Source organism: Microbacterium sp., from assembly GCF_035554235.1.
In the GTDB taxonomy this organism is placed as follows: Bacteria; Actinomycetota; Actinomycetes; order Actinomycetales; family Microbacteriaceae; genus Microbacterium.
Genome location: NZ_DATMIO010000122.1, coordinates 12,332 through 34,451, shown reverse-complemented (window position 1 = coordinate 34,451; position 22,120 = coordinate 12,332). Strand labels below are relative to the sequence as shown.

The window sequence follows — 22,120 nt, the reverse complement described above, 5'->3', positions numbered from 1 at the left end:
CGGGCTTACAGCTTGCGCAGCAGCACGCGCTGAACGGTGTGGTCGGCGGCCTTCTCGAGGATCAGGTTGGCGCGGTGCCTCGTCGGCAGCACGTTCTCGATGAGGTTGGGCAGATTGATGCCGTTCCAGAATCCCATCGCTGTCTGCGTCGCCTCGTCGTCGCTGAGGTCTGCGTAGACGTTGAAGTACGACGCGGGATCGCTGAAGGCGCCCTTCTTCAGGGCCATGAATCGGTCGACGTACCACTGGGAAATGTCGTTGGAGTCGGCGTCGACGTAGATCGAGAAATCGAAGAGCTCGCCGATCGACGCGTCGGTCGCCGCTGGCGGAGGCTGGAGCACGTTGAGCCCCTCGACGATCACGACGTCGGGGCGCCGGACGGTGACGTGGGCGCCGGGCACGATGTCGTAGTGCAGGTGCGAGTAGATCGGCGCCCGCACCTCGGCGGCGCCGCTCTTGACCTGCGTGAGGAATTCGATGAGCGCGCGCCGGTCGTACGACTCGGGAAATCCCTTGCGCTTCATCAGCCCGCGGCTCTCGAGCTCGGCATTCGGGTAGAGGAAGCCGTCGGTCGTGACGAGCTCGACCCGCGGCGTGTCGGACCAGCGGCCGAGCAGGTCTCGCAGCAGGCGCGCGATCGTGGACTTGCCGACGGCGACCGAACCCGCGATGCCGATGACGAAGGGCGTGGTGGCATCGGGTTCGCCCAGGAAGCTGCTCGTCGATGCTCCCAGTGCCTTCGTCGAACTGGCGTAGAGGCTCAGCAGCTTGCTGAGCGGCAGGTAGACCTCGCGCACCTCGTCGATGTCGAGGCGGTCGCCGAGCCCGCGAATCTGCACGATCTCGTCGTCGGTGAGGGGTTGGGTCATTCCCGGTGCAAGACGCGCCCAGTCCGACCGGTCGATGTCGAGATACGGCGTCAGTGCGGGCGCCGCCTGCTCGAGACGCCTCGTCATGGAGCCAGCATTTCGACCGCCCGGTCGAGCACGGCATCCGCCACGGCGCGCTTGCTGCCTGACACGTCGGCGATGACATCACCGGATGCCGCGAGCACGACGGCCTCGTTGTCGTCGGTGCCGAAGCCTCGATCCGCACCGACCGCATTGGCCACGAGAAGATCGGCGGGCTTGCGGGCGACCTTCTCACGCGCGATCGCCACGAGCTCGTCACGGTCCGTGACCGTCTCGGCGGCGAATCCCACCACGATCCTGCCCGGAACGGGATGCGCGACCAGGTCGCCGAGCACATCCCGGGTGCGGACGAGGACGAGCTCCATCCGCTCGCCCTGTGCGCGCTTCTTGATCTTGCGCTCGGAGAACTTCGCGGGGGTGAAGTCCGCGACGGCGGCCGCCATCACGACGACGGATGCCTCGGCCGCTTCCCGCTCGACCGCCGCGGCCAGGTCTGCGGCCGTCACGACCTCGATCGTATGGAGCCCGGATGCCTCGAGCGCCGCGGCCGGATCGCTGTCGAGATGGGCCGCGATCACCGTCACGTCCGCCCCTCGCGCCGCCGCGGCGAGCGCGAACGCGACTCCCTGCTTGCCGCTGGAGCGGTTGGCGAGATATCGCACGGGGTCGATCGGCTCGCGGGTTCCGCCGGCGGTCACGAGCACGCGATAACCGGCCAGGTCGCGCGGGCGAGCGTGGGCCGCGCCCACCGAGACATTCGCATCCGCGGGCACGGCCGCCCTCGACGCAGCCGCGAGCGCCGCCGCCACGATCGCATCGGGCTCGCTCATGCGCCCGGGCCCCACATCCGTGCCGGTCAGCTGTCCCGAATCCGGCCCGACGATCGTGACCCCGCGGGCCCGCAGCGTCTCGACGTTCGCGACCGTCGCCGGATGGTTCCACATCTCGGTGTGCATCGCGGGGGCGACCACGAGGGGGGCGCGACTGGCGAGCACGGTCGTGCCGAGCAGGTCGTCGGCGATGCCGGCGGCGAGCTTCGCGATCGTGTTCGCCGTCGCGGGCGCGATGACGACGACGTCGGCCTCCTGCCCGAGCGCGACGTGGTGCACGGTCGCGACATCCTCGAAGATCGACATGCTGAGCGGCTGGCGGCTGATCGCCTCCCACGTGGGTGCGCCGACGAAGCGCAGGGCGGAGTCGGTGGCGATGACCTTCACCCGGTGCCCGGCGAGCACGAGATCGCGCACGACCTGGATCGTCTTGTATGCGGCGATGCCGCCGGTCACTCCGACGACGACGTTGAGCGGTCGGTCCATGGTGTCCTCGAATCGTGGATTGCTCGGGTCGGCGGATGCCTCTGCCGGAGGCAGCCGTCAGGTGTACATCGTGCGGTAGGAGGGCACGTGTCCCATCGGCGTCGTGACCGGGTCGGCCGCGATCACCGCGTGCACGATCGCGCGGGCGATGACGTCGGCGCCGGCGGCGAGCACCTGGTTCACCTGATCGCTCGGATGCAGCGACTCGAGCGGGCCCTCTGCCGGCGGCCACGGGCCGGTGCCTGTCGACATCCCGAACACCACATCGCCGTCCGAGAGCGTGTGGATCGGGCGGATGGCTCGCGCCATGCCGTCGTGCGCGCAGCCCGCGAGTCGCAGCAGCTGGCCGCGACTGAGCGGGATGTCCGTGGCGATGACGGCGAGCGTCGTGTTGAGGGGACGCATCGGGAGTCGGCCGCCGCTCAGCGCGGCGAGGGCGTCGAGGGCTCTGCGGCGGGCGGCGTCGTCGGGCGGGGTGAGCCCGAACTCCGGGCGTCCGTCGTCGTGCGGGAGCTCGAACAGCTCTCCCCACGGGAGCCCGGTGCGCTGGTTGACCGTGCTGCCGGCGGAGTTCACGACGACGAGGGCGCCGACCACGCCACCACCGGGAAGGACGACGCTCGCGGTGCCCACGCCGCCGCGGATCTCGCCCGCCACGGCCCCGGTGCCGGCACCGACGGAGCCCTCGGCGACGGGCGCGCCGTCGTCGCTCGCGAGCGCCGCCTCGAGCGCCTCGCGCGCGAGGGCGGCGTCGGGGCGGGCGAAGAAGTCGCCACCGCGACCGAGGTCGAAGAGCGTCGCCGACGGCACGACGGGCACCACATGCGTCGGCTCCGAGCCCACCACGAAACCGAGGCCGCGCTCGGCCAGCCCCGCCATGACGCCGCCCGCGGCATCCAGCCCGTACGCGCTGCCGCCACCGAGATAGACCGCATGGATGCGCTCGACCACGCCCGTCGGGTCGAGCGCCCCGATCTCGCGCGTCGCCGTTCCGCCGCCGCGGGCATCGACCGCGGCCGTGACGCCGGCCTCGCCGCCGAACACGACGGTGGATCCGGTGAGCCACCCGTCGCCGGCCCGGCCGGCGTGCCCGACGCGGATGCCCGTGACATCGGTGATCGCGTTGCGGGCGCCGATGCGCAGCCGCCCGGTGCCGCCCAAGCGCCAATCCAGGCCGGTCAGATCCACGCGATTCACCCTAGCCCGCTCCGCGCGACCCGTGTGGTCGCGGCGGCGACGCGCAGGCCGCAGCGAGGTGGCGGCTCGTGCCGCATCCGCCCCGTGCAGAGCGACCACGACCGACACCTCGGCATCCCGGCCAGTGGTTTCAGACGTCCGACCCAGCGGGTAGGGTGCCAGGCATCGGACCCGGCAGGAGGAGACATGACGAACCCACCGCACACCTACCCACACGGTGTTCTGTGCTGGATCGACATCGAAAAATCCGACCCGGATGCCGCCGCGGACTTCTACAGGGGGCTGCTGGGGTGGGACTTCCACGCCGCCACCCCGCCGGATGCCCCCGACACCTACCTGATCGCGACGCTCGACGGCGAGGATGCCGCGGCGATCGGCGGCGGCGAAGACGGGGAGTGGATGACCTACGTCGCCGTCGACGATGCGGATGCCGCGGCGGAGCGGGTGACGGATGCCGGTGGCACGGTGCTCGTGCCGGTGGCCGACGCAGGACCCGGTGGGCGGCTGGCGGTCTGCGCAGATCCCGACGGTGCGGTCTTCCGGCTGTGGGAGGCGGATCAGCGGCTCGGCGCGCAGATCGCCAACGTCCCGGGTGCGTGGAACTTCAGCATCCTGCGCACCGCCGACCCGGAGGCGGCGTTGGCGTTCTATGCGCGCGCGTTCGGCTGGACCTCCATCGGCGGTGATCCGGCCCTGGGCGACGTGATGATCGCGGTGCCCGGCTACGGGGAGCATCTCGCCTCGACGGTCGACCCCGGCATCCTCGAGCGACAGGAATTCGCGCCCGAGGGTTTCGAAGACGTGGTCGGCGGCATCGCGCGGGCGGAGGGGGGTGAGCCGGCGCGCTGGGTCGTGCAGTTCTCGATCGCCGATCGCGCCGAGGCGATCGAATCCGCCCGACGCGGGGGCGGCGAGGTGGTCTCCACGCGTGACACCGACTACACCTTCGAGGCCGTGCTGCGCGATCCGCAGGGTGCGGAGTTCAGGGTCGGTCAGTTTCGCGAGCCCGAGCCAGCGGACTAGCGAGCGTCGGCTTCGGCCTGGGCGAGTTCGGATTTCCAGACGCGGAACCCGTCTTCGGTGCGTCCGCGCCTCCAGTATCCCGAGATCGAGACCTGATCACGGCCGAGCCCGCGCTCCTTGAGCAGGTGCGGCCGCAGTCCGTGCATGATCTCCTGCGCCTCCCCGTGCACGAACGCGTGGACGCGCCCGGGCCGCCAGTGCAGGTCGCGCACTGCGGCGAGCAGCGCGCCGTCGCCGTGATCGTCCTCGCGGTACACGTGCCGCACGGAGCTGTCGCTCGTCAGCGGCAGCACCGGCTCGTGCCCCGGAGCCTCGATCAGCAGCACGACCTGCGCGGTCGCGTCGTCGGCGAGGTCATCGAGGGCGGCGGTGATCGCGGGCATGGCGGATTCGTCGCCCACCAGGAGGTGCCAGTCTGCGGTCGCATCGGGACGGTATCCGCCGCCGGGTCCATTCACCCGGAGGGTGTCACCCGCCGATGCGCGTGCGGCCCACGGCCCGGCCACCCCTTCGTCGCCGTGGATGACGAAGTCGATCGCGACAGTCCCCTCGGCGACGTCGGGGAAGAGGGCCGTGTAGGTGCGGACGTCGGGCAGCTGTTCGGGCGGCAGCGTTGCCCGCAGGGCGCGCATGTCGAGTTGCTCCGGGTAGGACACACCGGGTTTCGGGAAGACGATCTTGACATACCGATCGGTCGCCGCGCTCTCCGCGAACGCCGAGAGGTCATCGGTGCGGAAGAAGACGCGCCTCACCACGGGAGTGATCGATTCCGTTCCGATCACGGTCAGCTTCGTGCTCACGCCGGGCCCCACTCTCTGAGCGTTATCGGTTCACTACGACTCTACGCAGTGGCTTGCTCAGGCGGCGCACATCCGGATGCCGCACTGTTCCGCCCCGCTTAACCGGGCGTTCACACTCCTGTGACAGGCGTCCTGCGAGGGTGGTGGGGCAGCGACACCGCTGCGCCGACCCATCTCTCTGACGGCGTTGAAAGGGACAATCATGAGTGACACGACCACCGAGGCTCCGGTCCTGGACCTGCTTGCACGCATGACTGTCGACTCGTACGAGACGTCATCCCTCGACATCGACACCCTGATCCTCGTGCGCATCGCGGCGCTCGTCGCGGTGGACGCGCCGCCCGTGTCGTACGCCCTCAACCTCGATGTCGCGGCCGAGGACGGGCTCGACCTCGACAGCATCCGCGGCGTGCTGACGGCGATCGCGCCGATCGTGGGCACGGCCAGGATCGCGGCCGCGACGGGCAACATCGTCAGGGCGCTCGCATCGGAGGCCGCGCTCGGTGATCTCGAGGTGGCCGAGCTCGACGACGAGTTCGACGACGACGATCTGTAGGCCCGGACAGGGTCAGCCCAGCTTGCGCGCCGCCGATCTCAGCCGGGCGAGTGCCCGGTCGAGCCCGGCGAGCGCCGCGTCGGCATCCGTCACCGCGATGCCGGCGAGTCGCTCGTAGTCCGTGACGTCCTCGCCGTCCCTGGCGGCCAGCGCGGCGGCGCGGTCGACCCGCTCCGCGAGGAGCGCGGCATCCCGGTGATCGCCGAGAAGGCGCTGGATCGCGTGGGCGCGCTCGCCGACGCGGGCGATCTTCCGGCCGAAGGGCGCGCTCGGATCATCCATCGGGCCCTCCACGGCGTAGCGGAGGCGACGCGCCGCCTTGCGCAGCGCGTGCAGGCGCGCGAGCGATCCGTCGAGGGCCAGCGCGGCGCGCTCCGTGCGGCGCAGTTCGCGGCGGATGGCCTTGCGAAGGCGCTCGGCCGGTTCGTCCGCGGCAGCGGCGCGCGGGGGATCCGCGGCGAAGTCCTTGAGCAGCCGGCGGGTCTCGCGCGCCCGCTCGCCGTCGTGGACGACGACCGCGCGGCCCCGCGCACGCTCGGCCGCCTCGCGCTCCTGCTCCACCAGCCGCCGGCGGACGGGGGCCCCCGCCTGCCCGTCGGCACTGTCGATCGCGGCCTCCGCCAGGTCTGCGCCCACCTCGATGTCGCGCACCACACCGAGAACGCCGCCCCAGACCTTCAGCTCGCTCCGCAGGCGCTTCACGGCGGCGCTGTCGAACAGGCCACGGTACGCCGCGAGCACGCTGCGCACCCGGCGCACCGTCGTGCGGTGGTCATGGGTCCCCTCGGGGTCATCCCCCCGCAGCATCCGCTGCTCGGTCTCGTCGAACTTCGCCGCCAGCCCTTCGAGGGTGCGGGTGACGATTGCGCCCGCCGTCGGATCAGCCACCCGATCTCCCACGGTGCCCTCCTCCCGCCGGGATGCCGGCGACGACGAGCGAGTTGCTCCCACGCTATCGAGCGGGGAGCAGCCGCGGAAGCGCCCGAGCGGTTTCGGGAACGCCGGTCTGAAGAGTTGGTGAACAGGGGTGCGCCGAGGACCCGAGGGATCTAGCCTCGAACCCGCACGGTCCCGCAATCTCGCGAACGAAGGATCCTCATGCCCAGCCACCGTCGCCTCCGCAGCCTCGTCACGACCGCCTCCATCGGCGCCCTCGCGCTCGGAGCGCTCGCGGCCGCGCCCCCTGCGTCCGCGGCACCGTCCGCCCCGACCGTGCATACGCACGGGCCAGGCGACGTGCTCTTCCAGAAGCAGCCGCTTCGCGTCGCCACCTACAATCTGTCGCTCAACCGGGGCGCCGCCGGGCAGCTCGTGACCGACCTGTCGACGCCCGACAACGCACAGGCGAAGACGGTGGCCGAAGTGATCCAGCGGGCGAATGCCGACGTCATCCTGCTCAACGAATTCGACTACGTCGCGGGCGGCCATGTGGTCGACCTGTTCCGCGACAACTACCTCGAGGTCGCGCAGAACGGCGCGGCCCCCGTGGACTACCCCTATGCCTTCGTCGCACCCTCCAACACCGGCATCCCGAGCGGCTTCGACCTCAACAACGACGGGACCGTCGGCGGGGGCGACGACGCCTTCGGGTTCGGGCTCTTCGAGGGGCAGTACGGCATGGTCGTGCTCTCGAAGCACCCGATCCAGACCGACAAGGTGCGGACCTTCCAGAACTTCCTGTGGAAGGACATGCCGGGCGCGCTCCTGCCCGACGATCCGGCGACGCCGGCACCGAACGACTGGTTCACCCCCGAGGAGCTCTCGGTGATCCGCCTCTCCAGCAAGTCGCACTGGGACGTTCCGATCACGGTCGGCAAGCACACGGTGCACGTGCTCGCGTCGCACCCGACGCCACCCACGTTCGACGGGCCGGAGGACCGCAACGGCCGCCGCAACCACGACGAGATCCGCTTCTGGCGCGACTACATCTCACCCGTGACATCGCGCTACATCGTCGATGACGCGGGCAAGCGCGGCGGCCTGCGGCTGGTCGATTCCTTCGTCATCGTGGGCGACCAGAACGCCGACCCGCTGGATGGCGATTCGGTGGATGCCGCGATCGACCAGCTGCTCGGCCACTGGCGGATCCAGGACCCGCGACCCGCGTCGGCGGGCGCGAGCGAGGCGGCGGCGCTGCAGGGCGGCGCGAACGCCACCCACGAGGGCGACCCGAAGTACGACACCGCGGACTTCGCCGACACCGCTCCCGGCAACCTTCGCGCGGACTACGTGCTGCCCTCGCTCGCCCTCCGGGTCGCGGCATCGGGGGTCTTCTGGCCCGTGCAGGCCGATCCGCTGTCGCGCCTGACCGGCGTCTTCCCCTTCCCGAGCAGCGACCACCGGCTCGTCTGGGTCGACGTGCGGGTGCCGCGCGTCGGGCTGTAGCCCGGGCGCGGCCCACCGAGTCCGGCGTCAGAAGGCGGCGGCGCCCGCCTCGGCGACACTGTGGTCCTGCTCGCCGGAGCCGCCGCTGACACCGACGGCGCCGATGACGACTCCGTCGCGCGACAGCGGGATGCCACCGGCGAAGATCGCGACCTTGCCGCCGTTCGTGGCGTGGATGCCGTAGAACTGCTGGTTCGGCTGCGAGTTGTCGCCGAGGTCCTTCGTGGAGATGTCGAACGCGCGAGACGTCCACGCCTTGTTGATCGAGATGTTGACGCTGCCGATCCACGCGCCGTCCTGACGGACGTGGGCGACGAGGTTGCCGCCGGAGTCGACGACGGCGATGTTCATAGGCTGGCCGATCTCGTCGGCACGCTTCTCGGCGGCGGAGATCACACGGCGGGCGTCTTCGAGGGTGACACTGGTCATGGCTGTTGTTCCTTACTTTCTCGGTGAGTGTGGAAGAGGGATGGATGCCGCCGCTCGTGCCGCGGCATCCGTTTCTGTCATGCGGCCTTGATGTAGCCGTTCGGGTTCAGCACGTACTTCTTCGCCGCGCCCTGGTCGAACTCGGCGTACCCCTGGGGTGCCTCGTCGAGCGTGATCGGGGTGGCGTTGACCGCCTTCGCGATCTGCACCCTGTCATGCAGGATCGCCATCATCAGCTGCCGGTTGTACCGCATCACGGGGCACTGGCCCGTCGTGAACGACAGCGACTTCGCCCACCCGAGGCCCAGGCGCAGCGACAGCGAGCCGACCTTCGCGGCCTCGTCTACGCCGCCGGGGTCGCCGGTGACATACAGGCCGGGGATGCCGAGGGCGCCGCCTGCGGCCGTGAGGTCCATGAGCGAATTCAGCACCGTCGCGGGCGCCTCGTGCGAGGCATCCGCACCGTGTCCGCGCGCTTCGAACCCGACAGCATCCACCGCCGAGTCGACCTCGGGAACCCCGAGAATCTGCTCGACCTGGTCTTTGGGGTCGCCCCGGGAGACATCGACGCTCTCGCAGCCGAACGACCGCGCCTGCGCGAGGCGCTCCTCGTTGAGATCTCCGACGATGACGACGGCCGCTCCCAGGAGCTGCGCTCCGACGGCGGCGGCGAGCCCGACAGGCCCGGCCCCTGCGATGTAGACGGTCGAGCCGGGGCCGACGCCCGCCGTGTAGGCGCCGTGAAAGCCGGTCGGGAAGATGTCGGACAGCATCGTGAGGTCGAGGATCTTCTCGAGCGCCTGGTCGCGGTCGGGGAAGCGCAGCAGGTTCCAGTCGGCATAGGGGACGAGCACGTACTCGGCCTGACCGCCGACCCAGCCGCCCATGTCGACGTAGCCGTAGGCGCTGCCCGGTCGGTCGGGGTTGACGTTTAGGCAGATGCCGGTCTTGCCCTCCTTGCAGTTGCGGCAGCGGCCGCACGCGATGTTGAAGGGCACCGAGACGATGTCACCCACCTTGATGAACTCCACGTCGGGACCGACCTCGACCACCTCTCCGGTGATCTCGTGCCCGAGCACCAGGCCGGCGGGAGCGGTGGTGCGCCCCCGCACCATGTGCTGGTCGGAGCCGCAGATGTTGGTGCTCACGGTGCGCAGGATCGCGCCGTGCGAGACCTTGCGGCCGACGTTCGCCGGGTTGACGCCCGGCCCGTCCTTGAGCTCGAATTCCGGGTACGGAGTATCGACCACCTCGACGTGTCCCGGACCCTTGTAGGCCACCGCCCTGTTTCCCGACATCCTCGTCCTCCTTCTTCGCCCCGTCGCCCGACATCCGCAAGCATCCTTGATCCGTTCGGGTGGGTCGATCCCTCTCATGGGGCATTCGCCCTACCCAAAGGAATGGGCGGCACCTACTGTGGGCTGCATGCCCGATCCCGGACCCGCGCACACCGAACACATCCTGCGAGAACTTGCCGACGTCGTCACGTCGCCCGCGAGGGAGGTGCCCTCCAAGCTCTCGGCCCTGCTGAGCACGTTCGTCCCGCACGACGGGCTCATCATCCTCGCGGCGGATGCCGGGGGAGGCCATCGTCGCAGCGTGGGCGACGCGGCGTTCGTCGATGGGGTCTCCTTCCTCGACCTCGACGAACGGCGCCGCGAGCTGCCGCCCGGCACGGCGCGAAACGGCGAACTCTCGGTGAACGGCGTGCCGACGGCCGTGCTCCAGGTCGTCTCGCGCAACGGCGCCCTGTTGGTGATGGCCGCCGGCCCGGCCGACGAGGTCGACAGGGCGACGGTGCTGCAGCTGTGGAGCATCGTGGCGCTGCGCGTGCAGGAGCCTGCGGACATCGCGCCGCCCTCGTACCTCCAGTTCGCGCGCGCCGCGTCCGGCGAGCGCATGGAGGCCCTGACGGAGCTCGCGGACGAGTACTCGACCACGCTCGAGTCCGTGCTGGGGGCGTTGCGGTCGGCGGGGCTCGACGACCGCGCGGCGCGGCACAGCGCCATCGGAATCGCGGCGGAGGGTCTCGTGCACCTCCGCACGGCGAGCGACCGGGTGCGCACCGTGACCGAAGAGCCCGTGACCACGGCGTTCGAGCGGCTTCGCGACGACCTCCGTCCGCTCATGCGCTACCGGGAGATCGACGTGCAGTTCGTCGAGCCGCCGATCGATGGGCGTCCGCTTCCGAGCGAGGTCGCCCATGGGGCGCGGGCGGTCGTGCGCGGCTCGATCCTGGCGCTCGTGGATCGCCCGGCGGTCAATCGCGTGCGCGTGCAATGGGATTGCGACGGGACCAACCTGCTCATCCACCTCCGCGACGACGGCCCGGGGGTCGCGGCCGACTCCTCGACGCAGCTCCAGCTCGTCCGGCAGCGCGTGCACGCCCTCGACGGCCGGCTGACCGTGGACGCGACGCCGGGGTGGGGCACCGAGATGTCGGTCGTGATCCCGCTGGATCCGCCGCATGTCGGGCCCGCCGACCCGGCGTGGAACCTTCGCCCGCGAGAGGTCGAGGTGCTGAAGCTCCTCGCCGAGGGGCGTCGCAACCGCTCCATCGCAACCGAGCTGGGCATCAGCGAGAACACCGTGAAGTTCCACATCTCGCGGGTGCTGCGCAAGCTCGGGGCGAACTCTCGGGCCGAGGCCGTGGCGGTCGTGCTCGCGGCCAACGCCCGGTTGTGAGGCGCCCGCGTCACTTCAGGCTTGACTCATATAAGCCCGAACTAATATTATGGGCGTATGCACGCGTTCGATGTTCTCGGAGACCCGGTGCGCCGGCGCCTCCTCGAATTGCTCGCGGACGGCGATCGCAGCGCGGGCGATCTGACCGAGGCCGTCGTGCGCGAGTTCGGCATCACCCAGTCCGCGGTGTCGCAGCACCTGCGCGTGCTCCGCGAGAACGGGTTCGCAGCCTCGCGCGCCGACGGCCCGCGGCGCGTGTACTCGTTCGAGCCGGAGGGCATGCGGCAGGTGGACGAGTGGGTGACGCCCTTCCGTCGATTCTGGATGCCGCGGCTCGCGGCCCTCGAGACCGAGATCGCTCGCGGCAAGCGCGAGCGGCGCACGACGAAGAACCAAGGAGAACGGGAATGACCGACATCAAGGCCGAAGCCGACCGCCTCGTCGCCGACGGGGTGCGCAGCATGACCATCGAGCGGAAGGAGTCCGCGGCCGGAGCCGTGCTGACGATCAGCCACGTCTATCCGACAGGGCTCGACGACCTCTGGGACGCGATCGTCGACCAGCAGCGCCTCGCGCGCTGGTTCGGCAACGTCGCCGGAGACTTCCGCGTCGGTGGCACGTACGAGGTCGAGGGCAACGCCACCGGCACGATCCTCACGTGCAACGCGCCGAACGGCTTCTCGGCAACGTGGGACTTCGGGGGCGGCACGAGCGACATCCGTGTACGACTCGCTCCTGAAGGAGACGGCACGCGCCTTACGCTCGAGCACGCCGCCGACGTGCCCTACGAGTTCTACGACGTCTTCGGTCCGGGCGCGACGGGCGTCGGCTGGGACCAGGGCCTTCTCGGACTCGCGGCGTACCTCGCGCTCGACACGTCGGCCCCGGTGGAGACCACCGAGTGGGCCGCATCGGTCGACGGCCTCGCGTTCATCCGCGCCACGGCGGCGGCGTGGGGCGACGCGGCGATCGCGGCAGGGGAGACCGAGGAGTCCGCACGCGCCTCCGCCGCCCGCACCGCCGATTTCTTCAGCGGCGCCTCCGAACCCCAGGTGTAGAGAGGGCCGGCGACCAAGGATTCGCCAGCTTGCATGCCGCGCCGTTGTGGACGACACTGCGAAGTATGAGTACCGGAATCGCCGTCATCGTGACCTTCGTCCTCTTCCTGGGCGGGATGTTCCTCTTCTCGTTCGCGTTCTCGCTCACCGAGTGGCAGGGCCCGGTCTTCATCGGCGGCATCCTGGCGGTCAGCCTCGCGCTCGCGATCCCGGCGCATCTGCTGACGCGCACCGAGTAGGGCGTCCCACCGCGGTTGCACGGGCCGCGGGCCGTATGGCGCACGGGCCTTCGGCTTGTGCGTGCCCGCTCACGCCGGGGACTTGACGCTCGCGAGCACCTTCGAGAGCGTCGCCTTCGCATCGCCCAGCACGATCGAGACCTTGGGGTCGTAGAACAGCTCGTTCTCGATCCCCGCGAAGCCGGGGTTGAGGCTGCGCTTGAGAAAGACGATCTGCTTCGCGTCGGCGACCTCCAGGATCGGCATCCCGTAGATCGGCGAGCCGGGCGAGGTCTTGGCTGCGGGGTTCACGACGTCGTTCGCGCCGACCACCAGCACGAGGTCGGTCGCCTTGAATCGTCCGTTCACCTCGTCCATCTCGACGAGGGCCTCGTAGGGCACGTTCGCCTCGGCCAGCAGCACGTTCATATGGCCGGGCATGCGGCCGGCGACGGGATGGATGCCGAACACGACGTCTGCGCCACCCTCGCGCAGCAGGTCGGCGAGCTCGGCCGCCGCGTGATGCGCCTGGGCGACCGCGAGCCCGTACCCCGGCACGATGACGATCGTCTGCGCGTACTCGAGGAGGATCGCGACGTCGTCGGCGTCCATCGTGCGGATGGGGCGGTCATCGGCCGCGCCGTGGGTCGTCGAGGCGACCGCGGTGAACGCGCCGAACACGATGCCGGTGACCGTGCGGCCCATGGCCTTGGCCATCGCCATCGTCAGGATCGTGCCGCTGGCGCCGACGAGCGTCCCCGCGATGAGCAGCAGCACGTTGCCGAGCACGAGACCCGAGGCCGCCACCGCGAGGCCCGTGAAGGCGTTGAGCAGCGAGATGACGATCGGCACGTCGGCGCCGCCGATCGGCAGCACGAGCAGCACACCGAGCAGCATGCCGACCGCGAGGAGCGCGTAGGCGAAGAGGATGTCGCCGGTGACAGCGAGCGTCACGCCGAGGGCGATCGCCCCGAGGAGGGCCACGACGAGCAGCAGCCGCAGGCCGGGAAAGACGACGGCCCGCGTCGTGATGACGCCCTGCAGCTTGCCGAACGTGACGAACGATCCCGTCAGCGACACCCCGCCGATGAGCGTCGTGACAGCCACGACGCCGAGCGTCCACGGGTTGTCGCTGTGCGTCACCTCGACGACCGCGACGAGCGCGGCGGCCCCGCCGCCGACGCCGTTGAACGCGGCGACGAGCTGCGGCATCTGCGTCATCTTCACGCGGCGCGACGCGATGACCGCCACGACCGATCCGACGACGACGGCGAGCACGATCCACACGAGATTGTTCAGCACGGTGCTGAGCGAATAGGCGACGACCGCGAGGGCGGCCCCGGCGGCGCCGAAGAGGTTCGCCCGCCGGGCGGTGCGCGGGTTGCTGAGCCCCTTCAGGGCGAGGATGAAGAGCACCGCCGCGACGAGGTAGCAGACCGTCACGACCTCCGGGCTGAGCAGCCTCACTTCGCGACCTCCTCGGCCGCGGCATCCGCTCTCTTGTCAGCCGGAGCATCCGCTCTCTTGTCAGCGGTCGCCTTCTGCCGCCGCCCGCCCGAGAACATGACGAGCATGCGGTCGGTGACGACGAACCCGCCGACGACGTTCATGGTGGCAAGCAGCACGGCCACGATCGAGAGCGTCAGCGTGACCGGCTCATCGGCCTGCCCGGCGACGACGATGGCGCCGAGCAGGATGATGCCGTGGATGGCGTTCGCCTCCGACATGAGGGGGGTGTGCAGGGTGCTCGAGACCTTCGAGACGACCTCGAAGCCCAGGAAGATCGCGAGCACGGTGATCGTGATGAGGGCGAATGCATCCATCAGCGGGACGCTCCTTCCAGCAGTTCGGCGATGCGCGGATTGACCACGGCGCCCTCGTGGGTGAGGGCGCAGCCGGCGACGAGTTCGTCGGCGAAGTCGAGGGTGAGCGTCCCGTCCGCGAGCAGCGGGGTCAGGTAGTTGGCGTAGTTCATGGCGAGCAGCTTCGACGCGTCGACGGGGAGGTCGGATTGGATGTTGCGCGCGCCGATCACAGTGATGGCGCCCCCGGCGACCTCGACCGCGCGCCGCTCGCCGGCGACCGAGCCCTCGATGTTGCCGCCGGACTCTGCGGCGAGGTCGACGAGCACCGAGCCGGGCCGCATGCCCGCGAGCATCTGGGCGGTGACCAGGCGCGGCGCGGCGCGGCCGGGCACGGCCGCGGTGGTGAGGACGATGTCGGATGCCGCGAGGTGCGGAGCGAGCAGCTGCTGCTGCCGGCGCGCGCGGTCTTCGCCGAGCGCCTTGGCGTAGCCGCCGGCGGCATCGGCGGTCTCGAGGTCGAGGTCGATGAACGTCCCGCCGACCGAGCGGACTTCGTCGGCGGATGCCGCGCGCACGTCGTTCGCCGACACCACGCCGCCGAGGCGCTTGGCCGTCGCGATCGCCTGGAGGCCGGCGACCCCCGCCCCGAGCACGAGCACGCGTGCCGGGGCCAGAGTGCCCGCGGCGGTCATCGACATCGGGAACATGCGTCCGAAGGCGTCGGCGGCCATCGTGACCAGCCGGTACCCGGCGACGAGCGACTGCGACGAGAGCACGTCCATCGACTGGGCACGTGAGATGCGCGGAAGGAGGTCGAGCGCGAGCATCGTGACGCCGCGGTCGCGGGCGACCGCCACGCTGTCGGGGTGGGTGAAGGGGTCCGCCGTGCCGAGGGTCACCGCCCCCGCCGGGAGCGCGGACACTTCGCTCGGCTCCAGCGGACGCACATGGAAATGGACATCGGCCTGCGGGGCGTTCCCGGCGGCGTCGGCGGGCGCGACGATGCGCGCACCGACGGCCTCGTACTGGGCGTCGGTCAGGAGCGCTCCGGCTCCGGCACCCGAGGCGACGAGCACCGTGGCGCCGGCAGCGACGAGCCTCTTGACGCTGTCTGGAGTGGCCGAGACCCGCCGCTCTCCGGCGGCATGCTCGGCCCGGATCATGATCGTCGTCGACACAGATCTCCCTGCGGGTGGGGTGGGGCTGACTCGGCCTCACGCTAGCGCACGCCACGGCAGAGCGGCCCGAAACTGCGGGGGTTAACCCGAAACGAAGTCTGCGGCTGCCTCGGGGGCGCAGACGCAGCCCCGCACCTAGCGTGGAGGCATGACATCACCGCTTCCCCAGCGCGTGCCCATCGCGCGGCCACTGACCCTCGCCGGCGCCGTCGGGCACCTGTTCGCGCTCGGCTGGATCGGCCCCGTCATCCTCGGGGCGATCTTCGGACTGCTCGCGACATCCGTTCCCTTCCTGGTGCTCTTCGGCATCGGAGTGCTCGGCCTCATCGCGTTCGCGTACGCCCTGTTCGGCCTCAGCTGGCTCGAGACGGCCCGCGTCGGCGGCCTCTACGGCATCGAATTGCCGGCTCGTCGCCTGCGGCGCAGCAGCCGCACCGGCTTCGCCGGCTTCCTCCACACGCTCTGGCTGCAGTTCATCGACCCGGCGTCGTGGCGGGCGCTCGCCAACTTCGTGATCTCGACGGTGCTCGGCCTGATCGCGCTCGCCGCGCTGGGCTTCGCCGCCTCGGGGCTCGTGTCTGCCTTCGCCCCGCTGTACGCCGACACCGCCGCCGTCTCGCTCGGCCGCACCGACGTCGAGATTCCCGTCGCCTGGGCCCCGGTCGCGGGGGTGCTGATCGCGCTGCTCGCCGTGGCCGCCATCGTCGGGCTCGCGCTGCTGCACGGTCTCATCTCGCGATCGGTCATGATCCCCTCCCGCGAGCAGCTCTTCGCCGACGCGGCACACGCATCGAGCACGCAGCGTGCGGGCGCGGTGCGCGCGGCTGAGGTGGAGCGCACGCGCATCGAGCGCGATCTGCACGACGGCATCCAGCCCCGCCTCGTCTCGGTCGGTATGACGCTGGGGCTCGCGCAGCAGAAGGTCGACGCCGATCCCGATGCCGCCAAGGCGCTCATCGCCGAGGCGCACACCTCCACCAAGGCGGCCATCACAGAGCTGCGCCAGCTCGCCCGCGGCATCCACGCCTCGGTGCTCGATGATCGCGGACTCGATGCCGCGCTGTCGGCCCTCGCCGCCCGCTCGCACATCCCCGTGCTGCTCGATGTGCGGCTCACCCGCCGCTGCAGCGCGGTGACGGAGGCCGCGGTGTACTTCGTCATCGCCGAGTCGCTGACCAACGCCGCCAAGCACTCGCGGGCATCGGAGTGCCGCGTGCTGGTGCGCGAGCGAGAAGACGGCGCCATCTGGGCGCGGGTCGAGGACGACGGCATCGGCGGCGCCCACCTCACGCCCGGCGGCGGGCTCGACGGCATCTCGAACCGGGTGGTCGCCGCCGGCGGCACCTTCCGGCTCGACAGCCCGGTGGGCGGTCCGACACAGGTGGAGGTGAACGTCCCGTGCGCATCCTGATCTGCGAAGACTCCGTCCTTCTGCGCGAAGGCATCGTGCGACTGCTCGAGGATGCCGGGCACGATGTCGTCGCCGCCATCCCCGACGCCACTAGCCTCGACGACGCGGTGGCCGCCGGCCGCCCCGATCTCTGCATCCTCGATGTGCGCCTGCCCCCGACCTTCACCGACGAGGGCATCCGCGCCGCGCTCCGCCTCCGCGCGGCGAACCCCCATCTGCCGGTGCTCGTGCTCTCGCAGTATGTCGAGGAGCGCTACGCGGCCGACCTGATCGGGGGACGCGGGGGTGCGCTCGGTTACCTGCTGAAGGACCGGGTCGCCGACGTCACGGAATTCCTCGAGTCGGTGGAGCAGATCGCCGCGGGCGGCACGGTGCTCGACCCGGAGGTCGTGGCGCAGCTGCTCGGTCGCCGGCAGGTCGACGAGCGGATGCAGCGGCTGACCGCGCGCGAATCGACCGTGCTCGGGCTTCTCGCAGAGGGGAAGTCGAACCAGGCGATCGCGCGGACGCTGCACCTCACCGAGGGCAGCGTCGAGAAGCACATCACGGCGGTCTTCCAGAAGCTCGGTCTCGAGCAGGACGATTCGGGAAACCGGCGGGTGCTCGCAGCCCTCGCCCACCTCGAGCACGGCGGCGGATCGCCGCAGACAGGAGCATGACATGACCACGAACGACTTCACCCCGCCCCCGCCGCCCCCGCTCCCGCCCGCCGGGGGGCCTGTGCCGCCGGCAGAAGGCCCGCTGCCATCGGCGTCCGGCGCTGTGCCGCCGGCATCCGGCCCGCCCGCCGGACGCGTCATCGCGATCCTCGCGGCGGTGCTCGGCGGTCTGGTCGCGGTCGTCACGGTGGGCGGCGCCGCGGTCGCCACGGTCGGCTCGGCGAGCACTGAGACGATCACCCGCACGCTGGCGGTCGACGATATCGCCGAGCTCGATGTCGAGGCCTCGGCCGGCACCCTCGACGTCGCCTTCGGCGACGTCGAGGAGGCCGTGCTGGATATCACGAGCGGCCCCGGTCGCGGCGACTGGACCTTCGAGCGCGAGGGCGACACGCTGACCGTCGCGTCGCCGCACCGCGGCTGGCTCGACGGCTGGTGGTTCGGCGGCTGGATGAGCGGGCCGACCCGAGCCACGCTGACCCTGCCGCGCGCGCTCGACGGCGACCTCGACGCCCACCTCGAGCTCGCCGCCGGCAAGCTCACGACGACCGGCGGATTCGGGGAGCTCGAGCTCGATGTGTCGGCCGGCGACCTGCAGGTGGACGGGGCCGCCGAAACCCTCTCGGCCGAGGTGGCCGCCGGACGAGCCGAGCTCGACATCGCCGACGTGCGCACCGCCGATCTCACCGTCAGCGCCGGCGCGATGGTCGCGGACTTCACGGGCGACGCCCCCACCGACACGACGATCGATGTGAGCGCCGGCAGTCTCGAGCTGACGCTGCCCGACGACGCCTACGCCGTCACCGTCAGCGAGTCCGCCGGCAACGTCCGCAACGACCTCGAGACCTCGAGCTCTGCGCAGAACGCCATCGATGTCTCCATCTCGGCCGGCAGCGTGCGGCTCCGCAGCCGCTGAGCCTGACCGCCGTATCAGCCCTTCAGGCCGGAGGTGCTGATGCCCTGGATGATCTGCCGCTGGCCGATGAAGAAGATGATGATCATCGGGATCGTGGCGATGACGCTCGCGGTCACGATGATCTCCCAGTGCCACTCGCCGCCGAAGCCGAAGGCGTCGACGAGTGACTTCAGGCCGCGCGGGATGGTGAAGGTCGACGAGTCACGGAGGTAGATGAGCGCCCGCATCAGGTCGGTCCACACCGCCTGCACCTCGAAGACCAGCGTCACAGCCAGCACCGGGCGACTCAGCGGCAGTGCGATGCGCCAGAACACCGCCCACTGCGACGCGCCGTCCACGCGTGCCGCCTCGAACAGGTCGCGCGGGAGACCCAGCATGAACTGGCGGATGAGGAAGACGTAGAACGCGCTGGCGAAGAGATTGCCCGCCCAGAGGGGAGTGAGCGTGCCGACCATCCCCAGGGAGTTCCAGATCAGGAAGGTCGGGATCATCGTCACGGCACCGGGCAGCATCATCGAACCGAGCACGAGCGCGAACAGCGGGCCACGCCCGCGGAAGCGGAAGTACGAGAAGCCCCACGCGACCATCGCGCTCGACAGGGCCACCGTCACCGAGGCGAGCGCGGTCACGATGAGCGTGTTGAGCAGCCAGAGCCCGAGCGGCGCCTCGATCCATACCTGCACGTAGTTGTCGAGGGTGAAGGTCTCGGGGATGAGCTTGTTGTCGAACACCTCACCGCGGGGTTTGAACGACGCGCTGATCAGCCAGATGAAGGGATACGCGAAGATGACGGCCAGCACGGAGAGGGCGGTGATCACGAGGACGCGCCGCACCGTCTTGCCGACGTTGCGCGGGGGAGCCTTCGACGCGCGGGCAGCGAGGCCGGGGACCGGCCGCGAGCGCGGCCTGTCGGTGTCCGCGCCCACGGTGCGGGCCCGCGGGTCGAGCTCGAAATCCGGGTCGGGGGCTCCCGAGGGCACCCCCGGCGGAAGGACGCGGCTCACCTCGGCGCCTCGCCCTCGTAGTACACGAGCCGCCTCGACACGATCAGCTGCACCGCCGTGACGATCATGATCAGGCCGAACAGCAGCCACGCCATCGCCGAGGCGTAGCCCATGTTCAGAAACTCGAACGCCTGCTGGAAGAGGTAGATCACGTAGAACAGCGCCGCATCGTTGCTGTAGGTCGTGTTGCCGGCGCCGAAGAATGCCGTGTACGCCTCGTCGAAGGTCTGCAGGCCGGCGATCGTGTTGACGACGATGATGAAGAAAAGTGCCGGACTGATCAGGGGCAGCGTCACACTGAACGACTGCCGCCAGAAACCCGCGCCGTCGAGCCGCGCGGACTCGTAGAGCTCTTCGGGCACGTTCTGCAGGGCGGCGAGGAGGATGATGACGGATGCCGCGACGGTCCAGAGGCTCATCATGATGAGGCCCGGCTTGATCCAGTTCGGGTCGGTCGTCCAGGCGGGCCCGTCGATGCCGAACCATCCGAGCACCTGGTTGATCACGCCGTTCTGGCCGTTGAAGAGGAGCAGGAACAGGATGCCGACTGCCACCGGCGGCGTCATCTTCGGCAGGAAGAAGATCGTCCGGAAGAATCCGGCCGACCGGCTGGCCCGCTGGAGCAGCAGCGCGAGCGCCAGCGACACGATCACGTAGAGCGGCACCTGCACCGCGGTGAAGAGGAAGGTGTTGGCGAGCGCCAGCGCGACTTTCGGATCGGAGACGAGTTCGGCGAAGTTCTCGAAGCCGACGAACCGAGGGTCGTTGATGACGTCGTAGTCGGTCAGCGAAAGGTACGCGCTGTAGATGAGCGGCCACGCGGTGAAGACCACGAAGCCGATGATCCACGGCGAGAGGAAGAGCAGCGCGGAGCCCACGTTGCGGCGCGATGCCCTCTTGCGGGAGCGCGCACGGGCGCGCTCGTCGGGAGGAGGCGGGATCTCCCTCCCGGCGACGGTGGCTCCCGCGGTCACGTCACTCCTCCGCCTCGAGCTCTGCCCAGGCCTCGTCGAGCGCCTTCTGCGCGTTCTCCTGCGCCGTGGCCATGGCCTCCTCGGCGGTGGCCTGACCGTTCAGCACCGAATTCACGGCATCCTGCAACGCCGTCGTGAACTCCGCATCGGCCGGATTCGCCGGCAGCGAGAACGTGCTGCCGTTCGCTTCGTACATCTTGCGGACCGCGGTGTCCCACGGCTCGCCGCCGGAGGTCACCATGCCCTCGATCATCGCGTCGGCTTCGGCGTTGCCGGTGAGGATGCCGGTGAACGGCTTGCCGTCGGCCTCTCGCGCTTCGATGCGGGCGTTGGCCGCCGCTTCCCACGCGTCGACCGAGGTCATCACGCGGGCCCAGCGGCACGCCGCCTCTGGGTTCGCGCTCCCCGCGGGGATCGCCCACGCGGAACCCGACGCGTACGCGAGCGTCTTGCCCGTGCGGTCGCGCACGGTGTCGAACGCGAGCGGGGCATCGGGCGACTCATCGTTGAGCACGTTGACGTACCACTGCTCCATCGGCATCGCGCCCAGCACGCTGGTGGCGAACTGGTTGCCCTCACCGAAGAAGTCGGCGGAGTCGCGGTATGCCTTGACATCGCTGAACCCACCCTGCGCGTCGTAGATCGAGACGGCCCACGTGAGCGCCTCGATGACGGCCGGATCATCGAGCTGCGCTGTGCGGCCGTCTTCGCTGATCAGGTCGGCGCCGTTGGCCTTCGCCCAGAGCGGCAGGAACTCAGGCAGCTTGCTGTCGTAGCCGATCACGGCGAGGCCACCGCCTGACCGCACGACGAGGGCCTGATTGGCGGCGCTCACCGCATCCCAGTCCGACCCGTTCACGTCCTCGATGGTGACGCCCGCCTGTGCGAGCAGGTCGGCGTTCGCCATCGTCAACTGCACGGTGTTGAACTCCGGGATGCCGTAGATCTGGTCGTCGAGCGTCACCTGGGCGATGGCGGCGGGAACGAACTGCGCCGTGTCGATGCCTTCGCCCTCGATGCAGCGGTCGAGGGGGATGATCGCTCCCCGAGCGGCGAGCGATCCGATCTGGTCGCGGTTTGCGTACAGCAGCTCCGGGGGATTGCCCGATGCCACGGACGAGAGGAACTGCTGCAGGTCGAGGTCGCCCTCGATGAGTTCGACCTCGACATCCCCCAGCGCTTCCTCAGCGAGCGCGACGCGGGAAGTCGCGACTTCGTCGACTCCGGAGAAGCCCATCACGGTCACGCTGCCCGAAAGGTCGGCGTCCGGGTCGTAGTCGGCGTCGGAGTCGTCGGCGCCGCCGGTCCCGACGGCGCACGACGCCAGGGCGACGGCCAGCAGGCCGGTGAGCACGGCGGCGGGAATCCGCCCGTTGGAATTCTTCATCGAATGCACCCTTCACCGCCGGGGAGAAGTGGGCGGTGGGATGACGGTAGGTGCAACTCGCGGCCGGATTCAGACCCTTGACGCGGACGGAGGTGCGGCGTAGCCTCCCCGCCCGCCGGGTGTCATGGCGCGGGTCTGCATCGCCTAGTCCGCGATCCGCGCACCGTCAAGCCCCTCTCGCCCACGCCGGATGTGAGGCACGCTGGGC

23 protein-coding genes are annotated in these 22,120 nt (G+C 70.3%); 10 read left to right on the top strand and 13 right to left on the bottom strand.

The genetic code is table 11. The features are described from left to right. Positions 1-5 precede the first annotated feature (5 nt). Genes coaA through VNT50_RS06160 form a run of 3 tightly spaced genes read right to left on the bottom strand, consistent with a single transcriptional unit; the run spans position 6 to position 3,415 of the window. Complete coding sequence (gene coaA, locus VNT50_RS06170) at positions 6-956, bottom strand: type I pantothenate kinase (protein WP_325484222.1); 951 nt, start codon at positions 954-956, stop codon at positions 6-8. Further along, a complete protein-coding gene (gene coaBC / locus VNT50_RS06165; protein ID WP_325484221.1) occupies positions 953-2,227 on the bottom strand; it encodes a bifunctional phosphopantothenoylcysteine decarboxylase/phosphopantothenate--cysteine ligase CoaBC in 1,275 nt (424 codons plus the stop codon). Before coaBC ends, coaA begins: the two co-directional genes overlap by 4 nt. Positions 2,228-2,284: 57 nt before the next feature. After that, complete coding sequence (locus VNT50_RS06160; protein WP_325484220.1) at positions 2,285-3,415, bottom strand: P1 family peptidase; 1,131 nt, start codon at positions 3,413-3,415, stop codon at positions 2,285-2,287. Between the two features lie 195 nt (positions 3,416-3,610). Between VNT50_RS06160 and VNT50_RS06155 the strand changes: the two genes are divergently transcribed. Then, on the top strand, positions 3,611-4,447 hold the full coding sequence (locus VNT50_RS06155) for a VOC family protein (protein ID WP_325484219.1): 837 nt from the start codon (positions 3,611-3,613) through the stop codon (positions 4,445-4,447). Here the strand turns inward: VNT50_RS06155 and VNT50_RS06150 are convergent. Then, the gene (locus VNT50_RS06150; RefSeq protein WP_325484218.1) at positions 4,444-5,247 is read right to left on the bottom strand and encodes a siderophore-interacting protein; all 804 of its coding nucleotides are present in this window, start codon (positions 5,245-5,247) and stop codon (positions 4,444-4,446) included. The genes VNT50_RS06155 and VNT50_RS06150 overlap by 4 nt on opposite strands. 202 nt (positions 5,248-5,449) lie before the next feature. On the opposite strand from VNT50_RS06150, the gene VNT50_RS06145 reads away from it, so the two are divergent. Continuing rightward, positions 5,450-5,803, top strand: coding sequence for a carboxymuconolactone decarboxylase (locus tag VNT50_RS06145; protein ID WP_325484217.1), 354 nt, complete (start codon positions 5,450-5,452; stop codon positions 5,801-5,803). A gap of 12 nt (positions 5,804-5,815) precedes the next feature. Here the strand turns inward: VNT50_RS06145 and VNT50_RS06140 are convergent, their stop codons facing one another. Further along, positions 5,816-6,691 (bottom strand): CHAD domain-containing protein, encoded by an 876-nt coding sequence (locus VNT50_RS06140; protein WP_325484216.1) that lies wholly within the window; start codon positions 6,689-6,691, stop codon positions 5,816-5,818. A gap of 210 nt (positions 6,692-6,901) precedes the next feature. Between VNT50_RS06140 and VNT50_RS06135 the strand changes: the two genes are divergently transcribed. Then, the gene (locus VNT50_RS06135) at positions 6,902-8,188 is read left to right on the top strand and encodes an endonuclease/exonuclease/phosphatase family protein (protein ID WP_325484215.1); all 1,287 of its coding nucleotides are present in this window, start codon (positions 6,902-6,904) and stop codon (positions 8,186-8,188) included. A 27-nt stretch (positions 8,189-8,215) separates the two neighbouring features. Here the strand turns inward: VNT50_RS06135 and VNT50_RS06130 are convergent, their stop codons facing one another. Further along, the gene (locus VNT50_RS06130) at positions 8,216-8,617 is read right to left on the bottom strand and encodes a GlcG/HbpS family heme-binding protein (RefSeq protein ID WP_325484214.1); all 402 of its coding nucleotides are present in this window, start codon (positions 8,615-8,617) and stop codon (positions 8,216-8,218) included. Between the two features lie 77 nt (positions 8,618-8,694). Further along, positions 8,695-9,915, bottom strand: coding sequence for a formaldehyde dehydrogenase, glutathione-independent (gene fdhA / locus VNT50_RS06125; protein WP_325484213.1), 1,221 nt, complete (start codon positions 9,913-9,915; stop codon positions 8,695-8,697). 127 nt (positions 9,916-10,042) lie between these two features. On the opposite strand from fdhA, the gene VNT50_RS06120 reads away from it, so the two are divergent. The 4 genes from VNT50_RS06120 to VNT50_RS06105 all read left to right on the top strand — a co-directional run bounded on the left by VNT50_RS06120 (position 10,043) and on the right by VNT50_RS06105 (position 12,599). After that, positions 10,043-11,302: a LuxR C-terminal-related transcriptional regulator gene (locus tag VNT50_RS06120; protein ID WP_325484212.1), complete on the top strand. Its 1,260-nt coding sequence runs from the start codon at positions 10,043-10,045 to the stop codon at positions 11,300-11,302. A gap of 57 nt (positions 11,303-11,359) precedes the next feature. Next, the gene (locus tag VNT50_RS06115; RefSeq protein WP_325484211.1) at positions 11,360-11,713 is read left to right on the top strand and encodes an ArsR/SmtB family transcription factor; all 354 of its coding nucleotides are present in this window, start codon (positions 11,360-11,362) and stop codon (positions 11,711-11,713) included. Beyond that, the gene (locus VNT50_RS06110) at positions 11,710-12,360 is read left to right on the top strand and encodes an SRPBCC family protein (protein ID WP_325484210.1); all 651 of its coding nucleotides are present in this window, start codon (positions 11,710-11,712) and stop codon (positions 12,358-12,360) included. Before VNT50_RS06115 ends, VNT50_RS06110 begins: the two co-directional genes overlap by 4 nt. Positions 12,361-12,425: 65 nt before the next feature. Further along, positions 12,426-12,599: a hypothetical protein gene (locus tag VNT50_RS06105; RefSeq protein WP_325484209.1), complete on the top strand. Its 174-nt coding sequence runs from the start codon at positions 12,426-12,428 to the stop codon at positions 12,597-12,599. A 69-nt stretch (positions 12,600-12,668) separates the two neighbouring features. Here VNT50_RS06105 and VNT50_RS06100 read toward each other — a convergent pair whose 3' ends face one another. The 3 genes from VNT50_RS06100 to VNT50_RS06090 are packed head-to-tail and all read right to left on the bottom strand — an operon-like array spanning position 12,669 to position 15,561. Next, the gene (locus VNT50_RS06100; RefSeq protein WP_325484208.1) at positions 12,669-14,045 is read right to left on the bottom strand and encodes an NAD(P)(+) transhydrogenase (Re/Si-specific) subunit beta; all 1,377 of its coding nucleotides are present in this window, start codon (positions 14,043-14,045) and stop codon (positions 12,669-12,671) included. Further along, on the bottom strand, positions 14,042-14,401 hold the full coding sequence (locus VNT50_RS06095; RefSeq protein ID WP_325484207.1) for an NAD(P) transhydrogenase subunit alpha part 2: 360 nt from the start codon (positions 14,399-14,401) through the stop codon (positions 14,042-14,044). The genes VNT50_RS06100 and VNT50_RS06095 overlap by 4 nt, the downstream gene beginning before the upstream one ends. After that, positions 14,401-15,561 carry an NAD(P) transhydrogenase subunit alpha gene (locus tag VNT50_RS06090; protein ID WP_325484206.1) on the bottom strand — a complete coding sequence of 387 codons (1,161 nt, stop codon included), beginning with the start codon at positions 15,559-15,561 and terminating at the stop codon, positions 14,401-14,403. The genes VNT50_RS06095 and VNT50_RS06090 overlap by 1 nt, the downstream gene beginning before the upstream one ends. Positions 15,562-15,709: 148 nt before the next feature. On the opposite strand from VNT50_RS06090, the gene VNT50_RS06085 reads away from it, so the two are divergent. Genes VNT50_RS06085 through VNT50_RS06075 form a run of 3 tightly spaced genes read left to right on the top strand, consistent with a single transcriptional unit; the run spans position 15,710 to position 18,547 of the window. Further along, positions 15,710-16,972: a sensor histidine kinase gene (locus VNT50_RS06085; protein WP_325484205.1), complete on the top strand. Its 1,263-nt coding sequence runs from the start codon at positions 15,710-15,712 to the stop codon at positions 16,970-16,972. Continuing rightward, the gene (locus tag VNT50_RS06080; protein WP_325484204.1) at positions 16,960-17,631 is read left to right on the top strand and encodes a response regulator transcription factor; all 672 of its coding nucleotides are present in this window, start codon (positions 16,960-16,962) and stop codon (positions 17,629-17,631) included. The genes VNT50_RS06085 and VNT50_RS06080 overlap by 13 nt, the downstream gene beginning before the upstream one ends. Position 17,632: 1 nt before the next feature. Next, on the top strand, positions 17,633-18,547 hold the full coding sequence (locus VNT50_RS06075) for a DUF4097 family beta strand repeat-containing protein (RefSeq protein ID WP_325484203.1): 915 nt from the start codon (positions 17,633-17,635) through the stop codon (positions 18,545-18,547). Positions 18,548-18,561: 14 nt separating this feature from the next. Here VNT50_RS06075 and VNT50_RS06070 read toward each other — a convergent pair whose 3' ends face one another. The 3 genes from VNT50_RS06070 to VNT50_RS06060 are packed head-to-tail and all read right to left on the bottom strand — an operon-like array spanning position 18,562 to position 21,912. Next, entirely contained in the window at positions 18,562-19,551 is a 990-nt protein-coding gene (locus VNT50_RS06070) for a carbohydrate ABC transporter permease (RefSeq protein ID WP_325484202.1), read from the bottom strand. Beyond that, a complete protein-coding gene (locus VNT50_RS06065; protein ID WP_414683944.1) occupies positions 19,548-20,525 on the bottom strand; it encodes a carbohydrate ABC transporter permease in 978 nt (325 codons plus the stop codon). Before VNT50_RS06065 ends, VNT50_RS06070 begins: the two co-directional genes overlap by 4 nt. 1 nt (position 20,526) lies before the next feature. Next, entirely contained in the window at positions 20,527-21,912 is a 1,386-nt protein-coding gene (locus tag VNT50_RS06060; RefSeq protein WP_325484201.1) for an ABC transporter substrate-binding protein, read from the bottom strand. Positions 21,913-22,120: the final 208 nt, after the last annotated feature.

Excerpts from the sequence above, each read along its gene's own strand:
- VNT50_RS06135 (WP_325484215.1), top strand. The coding sequence starts at position 6,902 with ATGCCCAGCCACCGTCGCCTCCGCAGCCTCGTCACGACCGCCTCCATC.
- VNT50_RS06075 (WP_325484203.1), top strand. The coding sequence starts at position 17,633 with ATGACCACGAACGACTTCACCCCGCCCCCGCCGCCCCCGCTCCCGCCC.
- VNT50_RS06120 (WP_325484212.1), top strand. The coding sequence starts at position 10,043 with ATGCCCGATCCCGGACCCGCGCACACCGAACACATCCTGCGAGAACTT.
- VNT50_RS06115 (WP_325484211.1), top strand. The coding sequence starts at position 11,360 with ATGCACGCGTTCGATGTTCTCGGAGACCCGGTGCGCCGGCGCCTCCTC.
- coaA (WP_325484222.1), bottom strand. The coding sequence starts at position 956 with ATGACGAGGCGTCTCGAGCAGGCGGCGCCCGCACTGACGCCGTATCTC.
- coaBC (WP_325484221.1), bottom strand. The coding sequence starts at position 2,227 with ATGGACCGACCGCTCAACGTCGTCGTCGGAGTGACCGGCGGCATCGCC.
- VNT50_RS06095 (WP_325484207.1), bottom strand. The coding sequence starts at position 14,401 with ATGGATGCATTCGCCCTCATCACGATCACCGTGCTCGCGATCTTCCTG.
- VNT50_RS06155 (WP_325484219.1), top strand. The coding sequence starts at position 3,611 with ATGACGAACCCACCGCACACCTACCCACACGGTGTTCTGTGCTGGATC.
- VNT50_RS06060 (WP_325484201.1), bottom strand. The coding sequence starts at position 21,912 with ATGAAGAATTCCAACGGGCGGATTCCCGCCGCCGTGCTCACCGGCCTG.
- VNT50_RS06130 (WP_325484214.1), bottom strand. The coding sequence starts at position 8,617 with ATGACCAGTGTCACCCTCGAAGACGCCCGCCGTGTGATCTCCGCCGCC.
- VNT50_RS06110 (WP_325484210.1), top strand. The coding sequence starts at position 11,710 with ATGACCGACATCAAGGCCGAAGCCGACCGCCTCGTCGCCGACGGGGTG.
- VNT50_RS06105 (WP_325484209.1), top strand. The coding sequence starts at position 12,426 with ATGAGTACCGGAATCGCCGTCATCGTGACCTTCGTCCTCTTCCTGGGC.
- VNT50_RS06145 (WP_325484217.1), top strand. The coding sequence starts at position 5,450 with ATGAGTGACACGACCACCGAGGCTCCGGTCCTGGACCTGCTTGCACGC.
- VNT50_RS06085 (WP_325484205.1), top strand. The coding sequence starts at position 15,710 with ATGACATCACCGCTTCCCCAGCGCGTGCCCATCGCGCGGCCACTGACC.
- fdhA (WP_325484213.1), bottom strand. The coding sequence starts at position 9,915 with ATGTCGGGAAACAGGGCGGTGGCCTACAAGGGTCCGGGACACGTCGAG.